The sequence below is a fragment of the Mesorhizobium sp. KR2-14 genome (assembly GCF_040049255.1).
Lineage (GTDB): Bacteria > Pseudomonadota > Alphaproteobacteria > Rhizobiales > Rhizobiaceae > Pseudaminobacter.
This window is the reverse complement of the sequence record NZ_JBDZDR010000007.1, coordinates 220,735-234,025: the sequence shown is the minus strand read 5'-3', so window position 1 is coordinate 234,025 and position 13,291 is coordinate 220,735. Positions and strand designations below refer to the sequence as shown.

Sequence of the window (13,291 nt, the reverse complement as noted above, 5' to 3'; positions counted from 1 at the left end):
GTCTCGCAGAGAGGCCCGACCCTTCAAGGTCGGGCCTTTTTGCTATTGGCGGAGATGACCATAGGTCGCGATGGCCGCCTTTACTCCAAGCCTTGCCATGAATTCTGGTGGGTTGAAGCCGATCTGCTGGTGCATGTCCCGGATGGCAGACCTGGCGCGCTCGACGGCCGCCTCGTTCTCCCATTCGACGAGCGTGACGAGATTACATTCGCCCTCGCCCGAAGACCGCTCCAGCATGAAATCCTGCAGGAAGCCGGGCTGCTTTCGCAGCAGTTCATGCGTCTGGCGCACGCGCTGCAGAAATTCGTCGCGCACCTGCGCGGGAACGGCGAACTGATCCATACGGTAGATGTGGTCGTTTCCTGTATTGCCTTGAAGCATGGTGTCCTCTCCGAGATGGCGACCTCTCCCCACGCAGCAGTTCATGCGGGCGAGGCCTGAGCGGACACAGCTATGCAACCTCAACCGAAGTTGAGGTCAAGGCGAAATTTCCCCGACATCACTCGCCCTGCGGCGCCGAACCGTTTCTTAAAGAGTCTCGCATATGGCTCGGCGATCATGTGGAACTCCGGGGAGCAGTGCGTGCGCTTTTCCGCAGCAAGGACGGCCGAGCATTTTCTGCCGGCGCGGCTGGCGCTGCGCCTGCGGCCGCTGCTCAGCCAGATCGACGCCGTGCTGTTCTCCGCCGACGAACGCGGCGAGGCCGGCCGCATGTCGCTGATCGCCTTTGCCGTCCGCATCATCAGCGCCGTTATCGCCTTCGTCAGCCAGGTGCTTCTGGCGCGCTGGATGGGCGGATTCGAATACGGCATCTTCGTCCTGGTGTGGGTGACGATGATCATCGTTGGCAATCTGGCCTGCCTCGGCTTCCACACCTCCGTCATCCGCTTCATCCCCGAATACCGGGAAAAGGGCCTGCTGGCCGAACTGCGCGGCATGCTCGTCACCAGCCGGATTTTCTCGCTGGTTTCGGCCACGCTGATGGCCGGCCTTGGCGCGCTGGGCATCTGGCTCAGCGCCGACCTGATCGAGAGCTACTACGTCATTCCCTTCCTGCTCGGCGTCCTCTGCATGCCGATGATCGCGCTTTCGGACGTGCTGCAAGGCATTGCGCGAGCGCATTCCTGGGCGCTCTCGGCCCTGTCGCCCACCTATCTCACCCGCCCGATCCTGGTTCTCGTCTTCATGGCCGGCGCCGTGCTGCTCGACTATCCACCCACGGCCACGACGGCGGTGTGCGCTGCGATCCTTGCCACCTACACTACGACGATCGCGCAGCTCGTCAGCGTCACCGGCCGGGTCGACGACAAGGTCGGTCCTGGCCCGCGCAAAACACATCTGCGCGCCTGGTTGATGGTCTCGCTCCCGATCTTCCTGGTCGAGAGCTTCTTCTTCATCCTGACCAATGCCGACGTGCTGATGGTTGGCGTCTACATGGAGCCGCAGGACGTCGGCGTCTATTTCGCCACCGTGAAGACGCTGGCGCTGGTGCATTTCGTCTATTTCGCCGTCAAGGCCGGCGTGGCCCAGCGCTACGCGCAGTTCACCCATGGCGACCCCGACCGCCTGGCAGCTTTTGCGCGCGAAACCGTTTCCTGGACCTTCTGGCCCTCAGTACTGATGGCGCTGGCGGTGCTTGCGCTGGGCAAGCCGATGCTGATGCTGTTCGGGCCCGGGTTCGACGCGGGCTATCCACTGCTGTTCCTGCTGACGCTGGGCGTGGTGGCCCGCGCGGCGGTCGGCCCCTGCGAGAGCCTGCTGACCATGAGCGGCAACCAGAATGTCTGCGCACTGGTCTATGCGCTGACGCTGGCCATCAATGTCGGCCTGAACGTGCTGTTCATCCCGCAGTTCGGCCTATGGGGCGCCGCGATCGCCACCGTGGCGGCCATGGCCTTCGAGGCCAGCGCGCTGTCCTTCACCGTCTGGCGCAAGCTCGGCATCGTGATGGCCATCTTCATGCCGGCCACGCAAGCACGGGGAGCCCTCTGATGGCAGCCGTTCCGCTCATGGAGGAAACCAGCGGGGGCCCGGCCGGCACGATCGTTGCCGGCCTGGCCGGCTTTCCCGACCGCATCGCCGACCCCGCCCATGTGGAGCTTGCGGCAAACAGGCGCCCGCTGCGCCGTCTGGCCATCTACTCGGCTTCGGCCGGCTTCGATCTGGTCGAGGAACTGGACCACCTGAGCACGCGGGCGGTGGAGTCCAACATCTTCTTCAACCCGCGCTTCCTGGCGCCTGCCATGCCCCGCCTGGAAGACCGCGAGGTGCGGCTGGCGGTGATCCGCGACGGCGACGAATATCGCAGCCGGCTGCGGCTGCTGGTGCCCTATTCGGTGGAGCGCCCGAGCATCCCGCTCGGCGTGCCGATCCTGCGCGCCTGGGCGAACCCGTTCGGCCCGCGCGGCACGCCGCTGCTGGACCGCGACGACCCCGAAGGCGTGGTCGAGGATTTTTTCGCCATGCTGGCGCGGCCGCATCTGAAGCTGCCGAAGGTCTTCGTCGTGCCCGACATATTGCTCGACGGGCCGGTCGCCGGGGTGCTGCGACGGGTGGCCGAAACACGCGGCCTGATGATGATAACCGCCAACGCGGCGGAGCGCCCGTTTCTGGAAAGCACTCTGGAGGGCGAAGACTATTTGCGGCAGTCGCTGCGTTCGCACCACTATCGCGAATTTCGGCGCCTGAAGCGGCGCCTGGCGGAGAATGGCAGGCTCGAGCATGTCGTGGCGCGCGGACAGGACGAGATCCGCGATGCTGTCGAAACGTTCCTGACGCTGGAAGCAGCCGGCTGGAAGGGCCGCCGGCGCACCGCCATGGCGATCGACCGTTATCGCGCCGCCTTCGCGCGCGAGGCCATGCATAGGCTGGCCGAGCGCGACCTGTGCCGGATCCACCTGTTGACCCTGAACGGCGAGGCCATCGCCTGCCTCATCGTCTTCGTCGAAGCGGGCGTCGCCTATACCTGGAAGACCGCCTATGACGAATGGTACAGCGCCTATTCGCCGGGCACGCTCCTGATGATCGAGGTGACCAGGCAGCATCTCGACGATCCCAACATCATGGAGACCGATTCCTGCGCAGTGCCGGACCATCCGGTTATGAGCCGGCTGTGGTCGGAGCGGCGCGCTGTCGGCACCGTGCTGATCGGGCTCACCCCCGATGCCGACCGCGCCACGCGCCAGGCGGCCTCGCAGTTGCACCTCTACACCGAGACCCGCAACCTCGCGCGTTTGCTGCGCAACCGTATGCGCAGCCTGCTCAGGCGGGCGGATTGACGCCCATCACAACCCCGCCTCGCGCCTGGCGCGCTGGCGGAATATGCGGCGGATCACCTTGCCGCTGGTGGTCAGCGGCATGGAATCGACGAACTCCACCTCGCGCGGATATTCATGCGCCGAAAGCCGCTCGCGCACCCACAGCCTGATTTCGTCGGCCAGCGCCGCATCGCCGGCAAAACCGTCCTTCAGCACGACATAGGCCTTGACGATCTCGGTGCGTAGCGCGTCGGGCTTGCCCACGGCAGCGGCCAGCGCCACCGCAGGATGGCCTGTCAGACAGTCCTCGACCTCGCCGGGTCCGATGCGGAACCCGGCGGAGGTGATGACGTCGTCGTCACGGCCGAAGAAATGAAAGTAGCCGTCTGCGTCCTCCACGCCCTGGTCGCCAGTCGTCATCCAGTCGCCGATGAATTTTTTCGCGGTGGCATCCGGGTTTTGCCAGTATTCGAGGAACATCACCGGGTCCGGCCGCCGCACCGCGATCTGCCCGATCTCGCCGGCGGGAAGGCGGCGTCCCTCGCGATCGATGATCGCAACCCGATGCCCGGGAACCGGCCTGCCGATCGCGCCGCCGCGGCTCACGCCCATGGATGCGAAAGACGATAGCACGAGATTGCATTCGGTCTGGCCGTAGAATTCGTTCACCGTCAGGCCAAGCTCGGCCCGGGCCCATTCATAGGTCTCGCGCCCCAGCGCCTCGCCGGCCGATCCCACGCTGCGCAGGCCGAGCCGGAAGCGCCTGCCTATGCCGGACATGCCTTTCAGCATCCTGAGCGCGGTGGGCGGGATGAAGGCGTTGCGCACTTGCATCTTCTCGACGAGACCAAGGGCCGCCTCGGGATCGAACTTTTCGAAACGGCTCGCCACCACCGGCACGCCGAAATAGAGCGCCGGCAGCAGCGCGTTGAGCAGGCCGCCGGCCCACGCCCAGTCCGCCGGCGTCCACATCAGGTCGCCCGGCTGGGGCAGGAACTCATAGGCAATCTGCACGCCCGGCAAATGGCCCAGCAGCACGCGATGACCATGCAACGCGCCCTTGGGCGGCCCGGTCGTGCCCGAGGTGAAGATCATCAGCGCCGGATCGTCCGGGGTCGTGTCCTCCGGAACGAACGAGGTCGGCTGGCCGGCAAGCAGACGATGGAAGTCTTGCGCGCCGCGCTCGTCGCCATCGATGGAGACGATGTGCTCCGGCTCTTCGAGGCGAGCGGCAATGCCGGCGAGTTTGGCGCAGCCGGCCGAATTGGTGACGACCAGTTTCACGCCGGCGGTCTGCAGGCGATATTCCAGCGCCTCCGCCCCGAACAGCAGCGCCAGCGGCACCGCGATAGCGCCGAGCTTGTAGATGGCGACGTGTGCGATCGCGGTTTCGAAGCATTGCGGCAGCAGCAGCGCCACACGGTCGCCGCGCGCCACGCCGAGCGCGCGCAGCGCATTGGCGAAGGCGTTCGAACGGGAGGCAAGCTCGCCATAGGTCAGCCGCGCGGCGTCGCCGTCGGCAGAATAGTCCAGCAAGGCCGTCCGGCTGGGATCGCGCGCGGCCCAGCGGTCCGCCACAGCGACGCCGATATTGAAGCGTTCCGGGATGTTCCAGCGGAAATCGCGGTGGAGACTCTCGTAGTCGTCGCGCCGTTCGAGCAAAGCCGGACCCTTGTTGCGCCCGCGGAAGCGGGCAGGAGCAAGGGCTGGAATAAGGCTGCGGGGGGCACGACGTCAACGAGGAAGCGTCCCCCGCGCCGAAACAAAGGCCTGGCGCAGGAAGAGCCTCCTCCCTGAGAAAGGAGGTCTTCCGGCAACCAGGCCTTCGCGCCGGCGCGGGGGACGGGCGCGGGCGGGAACAGGGCCGTTAGCGGCCGGCCCTGCTCCATTGGCGATCAACGAAAGAGGCCGGGCCAGAGCGGCTGCACCTCGTATGAGCAATTGAGATAGGCGTCGAATACTCCGCCCGGACCATAGGCACCGCAGAACCACGGGCCACTGCCGTTTTTATCCCTTTGGACTTGGGCGATTACATGCGGAGGCTTCTCCGGCTTGGGCGGTTTCGGAGGCTTCGGCGGCTTTGGCGGCTTGGGCGGCTTCGGAGGCTTTGGCGGCTTCGGGGGCTTTGGCGGCTTGTGATGGCCGTTGCCATTGCCGTTGTTGTTTCCGTTGCCGGAACCCGAATTGTTGTTGCCGTTGTTGTTGCCGTTGTTGGAACCCGCGTTATTGTTGCCGTTGTTGTTTCCGTTATTGGAACCGGTGTTTCCATTGCCGTTGTCGTTTCCGTTACCGGAACCCGAATTGTTATTGCCGTTGTCGTTGCCGTTGTTGGAGCCGGTATTGTCGTTGCCGTTTCCGTTTCCGTTGTCGGAACCGGTGTTGTTGTTGCCGTTGCCATTTCCATTGTTGGAACCGGCATTGCCGTTGCCATTGTCGTTACCGTTATAACTGCCGACATTGAAATTGCCGTTGTTGTTCCCGTTGTTGGAACCGGTATTTCCATTGCCGTTGTTATTGCCGTTATAACTGCCAACGTTGCCGTTGCCGTTTCCGTTGCCGTTCCCCGCGGAATGGACAACGCCAAGAAGTGGCGAGGACAGATACAGAGCCGACGCCAGGAATAGCGGCGCACTCTGTATCACAACCGGGATCCTTTTCATCTTCGCCTCCTTATTTTTCAGAGGTTTTTATTTTCTTTTACCTGTTGCGATTTCCGTTGTTGTTTCCGTTGTATGACCCTGTGTTACCGTTACCGTTGCCGTTGCCGCCGTTCAGGTTGCCGTTGAACATGCCGACGTTGCGGTTGCCGTTGCCGTTGCCGCTGTTCAGGTTGCCGTTGAAGGCACCGACGTTGCGGTTGCCGTTGCCGTCGCCGCCGTTAAGGTTGCCGTTGAACGAGCCGACGTTGCGGTTGCCGTTGCCGTCGCCGCTGTTGAGGTTGCCGTTGAAGGCACCGACGTTGCCGTTGCCGTTGCCGGTGCCACCGTTCAGGTTGCCGTTGAAGGCGCCAACGTTGTTGTTGCCGCTGGTGGAAGAGGCGTTGAGATTGCCGTTGAAGGCGCCAATGTTGCCGTTGCCGCCGTTGAAGGCGCCGATGCTGCCGGTGCCGGTGTTGCCGTAGCCGTAGCTGTCCGAGAAGCTCACGGAATAGCTGCGATCGCCGGTGTTGACGGTTACTGCCTGGGCAGCCTCGAGAGGCAGCAGGCAGCAAAAGGCAACAGCGATGCCTGCGAACGGTGCTTTCAAGTAGCTCATGTCATTTCTCCCAAACTGATGCGCCCGGCCAATGCCGCAGCGTCGAAAAACTGAACAAATTCAATGGCTGGAGGGGTCGATGCCCAGACGGGCAACAACCCCCGCCAGGGCATGTCTTCAGTTGTTGTTCCCGCTCAGGTTGCCGTTGAACCAGCCGCTGTTGAACAGCCCGTTGATGTTGCCGTTCACGTTGGAGTTGTTGCGGTTACCGTTCAGGTTGCCGTTGAACCAACCACTGTCGAGGATGCCGTTCACGTTGCCATTGATGCTGCCGCGATTGCGGTTGCCGTTCAGATTGCCGTTGAACGAGCCGCTGTTGGCGATGCCGTTCAGATTGCCGTTGATATGGCCGCGGTTGCGGTTGCCGTTCAGGTTGCCGTTGAACCAGCCACTGTTGAGGATGCCGTTCGCGTTGCCATTGATGTTGCCGCGGTTGCGGTTGCCGTTCAGGTTGCCGTTGAACGAGCCGCTGTTGCCGATGCCGTTTGCGTTGCCGTTGACATCGCCGCGGTTGCGGTTGCCGTTCAGGTTGCCGTTGAACGAGCCGCTGTTGGCGATGCCGTTGCCGTTGCCGTTGCCGTCGCCGCGGTTGCGGTTGCCGTTCAGGTTGCCGTTGAACGAGCCGCCATTGGCGATGCCGTTGCCGTTGCCGTTGCCGTCGCCACGGTTGCGGTTGCCGTTCAGGTTGCCGTTGAACGAGCCGCCATTGTCGATGCCGTTGCCGTTGCCGTTGCCATCGCCACGATTGCGGTTGCCGTTCAGATTGCCGTTGAACGAGCCGGCATTGTTGAGGCCGTTGGCGTTGCCGTTGCCGCTGCCGCGGTTGCGGTTGCCGTTCAGGTTGCCGTTGTAGGAACCAGCGTTGCCGATGCCGTTGAGGTTTCCGTTGTCGTTGCCGCGGTTGTTGTTGCCATTCATGTTGCCATTGGCGTTGCCCGCATTGGCGTTGCCGTTCGCATTGCCGTTGTTGTTGCCGCGGTTGTCATTGCCGTTGCCATTGCCGTTGGCGTCGCCGGCGTTGTCGTTGCCGTTGCCGTTGCCGTTGTCGTTGCCGGTATTGCCGTTGCCGTTGCCGTTGCCGTTGTCCGACCCGGTGTTGTTATTGCCGTTGGCGTTGCCGTTGTTGTTGCCGGTATTCCCGTTGCCGTTGCCATTGCCGTTTCCCCCGGCTGCCGCCAGAGCCGTCATGGCGAGAAGTGCTGTCGTGGCGAGGAAGAGCTTCTTCATTTCAGTTTCCCTTCGTTGACAAGATCAATTATCCGATTTCGAAAATGAAAATTGCCACGCGAGACTTCGCTGAACGAAGAAACGCCCGCAATTCGTCAATGCTTGCTTGTCATCCGAAGAATAACAATTCAGGGTTATCACATTTATTTGTAGGGTTACCTGGCAATGCTATAGGTATTTTCCCATAATCCGCGTCGGGAAAAACCTGACAGGTTAACTTGGATTAAATGAATTAGTAGATTATAGTTTAATCTGTCGTCACATCCGGTATTTCGGTGCTAAAAACGGGACAATCCTCAAATTGCCTTGTTTGCACGAATAAGTGACCTGACCGAGACTAGGACATAGACGGGCGGAGGGCGCTCAAAATCCGAACGGTCGTCGGGGATCGAACGTTTCTTCCGCGATCGACCTTCAGCATCGAAGCCATTGGCGCGTCACGCCGCCGAAGGAAAGAGAGTGCCGAAAGTGTCGCAGCCCTTCCACTTTCAAGACCTCGCCCATGTGGTCGCCGCGCGAAATCTCGGCAACCGCCAAAAGGTGCTCGCCAGCCTGACCCTGACCATCGGCTTCACGGTCCTGGTCACCAAGATCATCTGGGTGAGCCTGCTTACGCCCACCTACCGCCACTACAACCAGGAAGACTGGCTGCTGATCTTCACGCTCTCGTTGATCATGCTGCTGGTCTTCGCACTGGTAAGGTCGGCGGGTCGGGTGGCGCAAGCGGAAGCCGAGTGGCTGGCCGTGCACCAGGCGCTGCAGGAAAGCCGCGCCCATTTGCAAGCCGTGGTCAAGAACCTGCCCGTGGGCGTGGCCGTGGCCGAGGCGTCCACCCATCGAATCGTGCTGAGCAACGACCAGTTCCGGCACCTGTGGCGGCTTCCCGATCTGGTGTCCGAAGACGTCGCCGGCAGAGACGACTACCGGGGATATTACCCCGACGGCCGCCCCTATGGACTGCGCGACTGGCCGCTGATCCGCGCGCTCGAGGAGGGCGAGATCACCCATAACGAGGAGATCTGGATCAAGCGCGGGGATGGCACCCGCGGCTGCCTCTCCGCCAATGCCGCCCCGATACGCGACGAGGACGGCCGCATCAGCGCCGCTGTGGTGGCCTTCACCGACATAACCGACCGCAAGGCGGCGGACGCAGATCGGGACCAGCTCACCCGCCGGCTGCTCAAGGCCCAGGAAGAAGAGCGGCTGCGCATTGCCCGCGAGCTTCACGACCAGCTGGGCCAGGACCTGACGGCCCTGTCGCTCGGCCTGAAGAGCCTTGAGCCGGTGCTTCGGGCGCAAGGCAAGCAGGCTCAGCTCAATGAATTGCGCGCCACGGTCGACCAGATGAGCGTCGAGGTGCACAGCACAGCCTCGTCGCTGCGCCCGACCTCGCTCAGCGATCTGGGCTTGCGCCAGGCGCTCAGCTGCCTGGTCAGCTCGTGGGCCAGCCGGCTCGGCATCACGGCCGATGCGCATCTCGAAGTGTTGGACGAACAGCTCAGCGAGGAGGACCAGGTGGTCATCTACCGCGTGGTGCAGGAGGCGCTGACCAATGTTGCCAAGCATTCCGGCGCCAATTCGGTCAGCGTGACGGTGCAGTGGGTCGGGGGCGGGGTGCGCGTCGCCATCGAGGACGATGGCCGCGGCTTCGATCCCGCGAGCGACGCGGCCAAGCGATCGGACGGGCTTGGCCTGTCGGGCATGCGCGAGCGACTTGCGCTTGCAGGCGGCAATCTCAGCGTCGAGACCGCGCCCGGGCGGGGCACCACCGTCTACGCCGCGCTCCCCTCGCCGTCCCCCAATGTGGAGGCCGTGTCATGAACAAGCCGCCCTCTCCCAGACGTGTGTTTCTCGTGGACGATCATCCCGTGGTGCTGGCTGGCGTCAAATCCATGGTGGAGGCGCAGCGCGATCTGAAGGTGGTCGGCTGGGCAAGCGACGCCGAAAGCGCCATCCAGGGTATCAGCGAAACAGATCCGAACATGGCGGTGGTCGACGTGTCCCTGCCCGGAACAAACGGCGTTCTGCTGATCGAGCGGCTGCGACAGGAGTTTCCGCAGGTGGCGGCGCTGGCGCTGACCGTCCATGAGGATTCGGCTTATGTTCACCAGCTGCTGCAGGCCGGCGCGCGCGGCTTCATTCTCAAGCGTTCCGCCGCGGAGGAGCTGATCCATGCCATCCGCTCGGTTCTGGCCGGCGGCATCTATATCGACCCGGTCATGGCCGCCAAGGTGCTCAGCGTGCCCAAGACGAATTCCGCCAGCTCCGAAGCGCTGAGCGAACGCGAGATCGCCGTGGTCAAGCTGGTGGCCAAGGGCTACAGCAACAAGGAAGTTTCGGCGCAGCTTTCGTTGAGCGTCAAGACCATCGAGACCTACCGCGCCAGGGCCGCCGAGAAGCTGGGCCTGCGGACACGGGCCGCACTGGTGCGCTATGCGACACTGGAGGGCTGGATGGTCGAATAGCACCAGCCGGCCGCGCCTTCCGCGCGGCTCCGGGTCGCCACGATCTAGTGCCGGGCTCCATGTTCCACGACCTCGGCGGCCTGCTCGGCCTTCTCGGCCGCGCTTTCGCACAGCTTCCTGAACTTTTCCACTTCCTCAGCTGTCAGATGCTCGATGCCGATGAAGCGGTTGCGCCCCTCGCTGACGCGTATCAACTCGTCCAGCTTGGCCTGGATGGCGGCACCGTCGCGGTTCTGCGTGTTCTGGATCAGAAACACCATCAGGAACGTCACGATCGTGGTTCCGGTGTTGATGATGAGTTGCCAGGTGTCGGAAAAGCCCATGAGTGGCCCGGTGGCCGCCCAAACCAGGATGGTTCCGCAGCACAGGAGGAAGGTGGAGGGCATGCCTGCGGCGCGTGCCACGTTGTTGGCAATGCTTGTGAAGGCTCTTTTCATCGGCGTCTATGAGGCTCCCCGGTGATGTGCCTGCAAGCAACGCCAACTCGGTGCGGATTGTTCCCGGCGGACCCTAGACGCTCGGCGTGGCCGCCTCCATGTCCATCGGCGCGCTGCTCGCCACCCGCAGCGGGCGCAGCGTCGGCCCCGTCGGGTCCCTGGTCAGGTGCAGCACGCGCGTGAAGAAATGACGGTCCTGGTTGCCGCGGCCGATGTTGATGATGGCCGAACCCTGCAGCTTGGTTTCGAGCATCGACAGGAGCCGCTGGCGCGAATCTGCTTCCAGTGCCTCAAGCGCTCCATCGATGACCACCCAGTGCGGCCTGTGCAGGCCCAGACGCGCGAAGGCCAGCATCCGCTGCTCGTCGTCGCTGAGCTCCCGATCCCAGCGCGAAATGCGATCCAGCGAACCGCTGAGACGTTCCAGCCCTACCTCTGTTAGAGCGGCAGCCAGGTCCGCATCCGAAAACGTATCCGAGCGGCGCGGATAGGACAGGACCTCGCGCAGCGAACCGGGCGAGAAATAGGGCCGCAGCGGCACGAAGGTCGGCGGGCCGCCGACCGGAAGGCCGACGCGGCCCTTGCCCCACGGCCAAAGACCGGCCACCGCCCGGAAGAACATGGTCTTGCCAACCCCGCGCTCGCCGCTCAGCAGCACGCGGTCGCCGGGACATATCTCGACATGGGCTTCGGACAGCATCGTGCAGGCACTCGGCGATATCACCTCGACGCGGTCGAAGGTCAGCCGGTCGTCTTCGTTCCTCACGTAATCGATGCGCTTTTCGACCTCATGCTGTTCGTCGGTCTTCAGCAACCCGGCCCGGAACGCCGCGACGCGCAGCAAGGTGGCCCGCCAGTCGGCGATGCCGCCGATATTGTCGATGAACCAGCGCAAGGACGCATGCACCTGGTTGAACGCTCCCACGGCCATCATCAGCCCGCCGAAGCTGATATTGCCGGCGAAATAGATCGGCGAGGCGATGATGATGGGGGCAACGACGGTGATCCAGCCATAGCCGGCGGTGACCCAGGTCAGCCTGGTCAGCGCGTTGAGGATCTTCCACATCGCCTCCAGCACCGCGCCAAGGTCCAGCTCCAGCCGGCGCTTTTCGTCGGCCTCGCCTGCTCCCAGCGAGATGGCGTCGATATGTTCGTTGACGCGCATCAGCGAAAATCTCAGCTCGGCCTCGCGCGCATAGCGTTCGACATTGAGCTTGATCAGCGGGCGCCCGACAAGCCAGCTCAGCCACGAGGCCGTTCCCGAATAGAGAAGGGCCGCCCAGACCATGTAGCCGGGAATGACGAAGCTGTGGCCCATGACGTGGAATACGAAACCCGAAGACAGGCCCCACAGCACGCTCACGAAGATTGCCAGGAGCACTGTCGCCTGCAGGAGCCCGACGCCAAGGTCGGTGGTGAGTTCGCTGAGATGGCGCGCATCCTCGTGCACCCGCTGGTCGGGGTTGACCCCGATGGCGCCGGCATTGGCTAGGCGGAACGCCCGGCGCGGCCGCATCCATTCATTGATCAGGTCGCGCGTCAGCCCTTCGCGCAGCCGCAGCCGGAGATTCTGGTTGAGCCAGGTCTGGGCCACGTTGAGCAGCAGCAGGAAGATCGCGATCACCGCGAACACCGCCAGCTGGTGCAGAAATTCCTTGAGGTCGCGCCGCTCCAGTGCATCGTAGAAGGGCCGGTTCCACCTGTTGAGCTGGACCTGGCCGTATCCGGTCGTCATAACCGTGATCACCATCGCCACGCCCAGGCTGAAAAGCGAGTTGCGAACCGGCGATTTGACGAACGCCCCCCACATCAACGCGAGCTGGTTGCGCAGACTTTCCTCGTCACCCGCCGGCGGTGGGTTCTGCGGCGTGACCTGTGCCTGATCCGCCATGGCATGGATCCTTTTTTGGGGTTGCGCCCTCCCTTGAAAATATAGTGCGCCTGCAGGGGCGCTGCCGTCCATCGCCCGCCGGCATCAGCCACTTGCAGGAATTGCAGACCGCCACATGTCTGACAAAATCCGACTAGCTCTATAGGACAGCCCCAACACGGAAGGCGCGCCATGCGATCCAGCAGCTACACTCCGTCGCAAAAGCTCCTGCACTGGCTGATCTTTCTTCTTGTGATCGGGCTCTATGCCCTCACCTACGGCGAAGACATCTTTCCGCGGGGCGATCCGAGAAGAGACACGGCCTGGTGGCTGCACATCTCCTTCGGGCTCGCGCTGTTCGGTCTCGTCGCGGTCCGGGTTGCGATGCGCCTGGCGTACGGCGCGCCCGAGCTTCCCGCATCGATGAGCGACCTGGAACGCAAGCTCGCCAGGGTGGCGCATCTTGCACTTTACCTGCTTCTCGTCGCCATTCCCGTTCTGGGCATATGGCTCACCTGGCTCAGGGGCGATGCTTTGACCTTCTTCGGATGGTTCACCGTGCCCTCGCCTGTAACGCCCGACCGGGAGCTTGCTCACACCATCAAGGAAGTGCATGGCGTGTTGGCCAACATCATCCTTGCGGTGGTGGCCCTGCATGCGGTGGCCGCTTTGCTGCACCATTTCGTCCGCAAGGATGACGTGCTGAAGAGAATGCTGCCAGGCGGCTAGGCCGCGCGCTGCCAGGCTTGACCTCTTCGACCTCCACCCCATGTGCGCAGG

At 63.4% G+C, this 13,291-nt stretch carries 12 protein-coding genes; 6 read left to right on the top strand and 6 right to left on the bottom strand.

Translation table 11 applies throughout. The features are described from left to right. Positions 1 to 42: 42 nt before the first annotated feature. Positions 43 to 381, bottom strand: a complete 339-nt coding sequence (locus tag ABLE86_RS18355) for an antibiotic biosynthesis monooxygenase family protein (RefSeq protein WP_348780410.1) — start codon at positions 379 to 381, stop codon at positions 43 to 45. Positions 382 to 582: 201 nt separating this feature from the next. Between ABLE86_RS18355 and ABLE86_RS18350 the strand changes: the two genes are divergently transcribed. Next, a complete protein-coding gene (locus ABLE86_RS18350) occupies positions 583 to 1,992 on the top strand; it encodes a lipopolysaccharide biosynthesis protein (RefSeq protein WP_348780409.1) in 1,410 nt (469 codons plus the stop codon). Beyond that, positions 1,992 to 3,278, top strand: coding sequence for a GNAT family N-acetyltransferase (locus tag ABLE86_RS18345; RefSeq protein WP_348780408.1), 1,287 nt, complete (start codon positions 1,992 to 1,994; stop codon positions 3,276 to 3,278). Before ABLE86_RS18350 ends, ABLE86_RS18345 begins: the two co-directional genes overlap by 1 nt. A gap of 6 nt (positions 3,279 to 3,284) precedes the next feature. Here the strand turns inward: ABLE86_RS18345 and ABLE86_RS18340 are convergent, their stop codons facing one another. Next, positions 3,285 to 4,919 carry an AMP-binding protein gene (locus ABLE86_RS18340; RefSeq protein WP_348780407.1) on the bottom strand — a complete coding sequence of 545 codons (1,635 nt, stop codon included), beginning with the start codon at positions 4,917 to 4,919 and terminating at the stop codon, positions 3,285 to 3,287. Between the two features lie 476 nt (positions 4,920 to 5,395). Between ABLE86_RS18340 and ABLE86_RS18335 the strand changes: the two genes are divergently transcribed. Further along, positions 5,396 to 5,881 carry a hypothetical protein gene (locus ABLE86_RS18335; RefSeq protein ID WP_348780406.1) on the top strand — a complete coding sequence of 162 codons (486 nt, stop codon included), beginning with the start codon at positions 5,396 to 5,398 and terminating at the stop codon, positions 5,879 to 5,881. A 73-nt stretch (positions 5,882 to 5,954) separates the two neighbouring features. Here the strand turns inward: ABLE86_RS18335 and ABLE86_RS18330 are convergent, their stop codons facing one another. Both ABLE86_RS18330 and ABLE86_RS18325 read right to left on the bottom strand, forming a co-directional pair. After that, positions 5,955 to 6,512 (bottom strand): hypothetical protein, encoded by a 558-nt coding sequence (locus ABLE86_RS18330; protein ID WP_348780405.1) that lies wholly within the window; start codon positions 6,510 to 6,512, stop codon positions 5,955 to 5,957. Between the two features lie 117 nt (positions 6,513 to 6,629). Then, positions 6,630 to 7,739: a hypothetical protein gene (locus tag ABLE86_RS18325; RefSeq protein ID WP_348780404.1), complete on the bottom strand. Its 1,110-nt coding sequence runs from the start codon at positions 7,737 to 7,739 to the stop codon at positions 6,630 to 6,632. A 459-nt stretch (positions 7,740 to 8,198) separates the two neighbouring features. Between ABLE86_RS18325 and ABLE86_RS18320 the strand changes: the two genes are divergently transcribed. After that, positions 8,199 to 9,560: an ATP-binding protein gene (locus tag ABLE86_RS18320; RefSeq protein WP_348780403.1), complete on the top strand. Its 1,362-nt coding sequence runs from the start codon at positions 8,199 to 8,201 to the stop codon at positions 9,558 to 9,560. Beyond that, entirely contained in the window at positions 9,557 to 10,204 is a 648-nt protein-coding gene (locus ABLE86_RS18315; protein WP_348780402.1) for a response regulator transcription factor, read from the top strand. The genes ABLE86_RS18320 and ABLE86_RS18315 overlap by 4 nt, the downstream gene beginning before the upstream one ends. 44 nt (positions 10,205 to 10,248) lie before the next feature. Here the strand turns inward: ABLE86_RS18315 and ABLE86_RS18310 are convergent, their stop codons facing one another. Then, a complete protein-coding gene (locus tag ABLE86_RS18310; RefSeq protein WP_348780401.1) occupies positions 10,249 to 10,641 on the bottom strand; it encodes a low affinity iron permease family protein in 393 nt (130 codons plus the stop codon). Between the two features lie 73 nt (positions 10,642 to 10,714). Next, entirely contained in the window at positions 10,715 to 12,532 is a 1,818-nt protein-coding gene (locus ABLE86_RS18305) for an ABC transporter ATP-binding protein/permease (RefSeq protein ID WP_348780400.1), read from the bottom strand. Between the two features lie 171 nt (positions 12,533 to 12,703). Between ABLE86_RS18305 and ABLE86_RS18300 the strand changes: the two genes are divergently transcribed. Further along, positions 12,704 to 13,240, top strand: a complete 537-nt coding sequence (locus ABLE86_RS18300; RefSeq protein WP_348780399.1) for a cytochrome b — start codon at positions 12,704 to 12,706, stop codon at positions 13,238 to 13,240. The last annotated feature ends 51 nt before the right edge of the window (positions 13,241 to 13,291 follow it).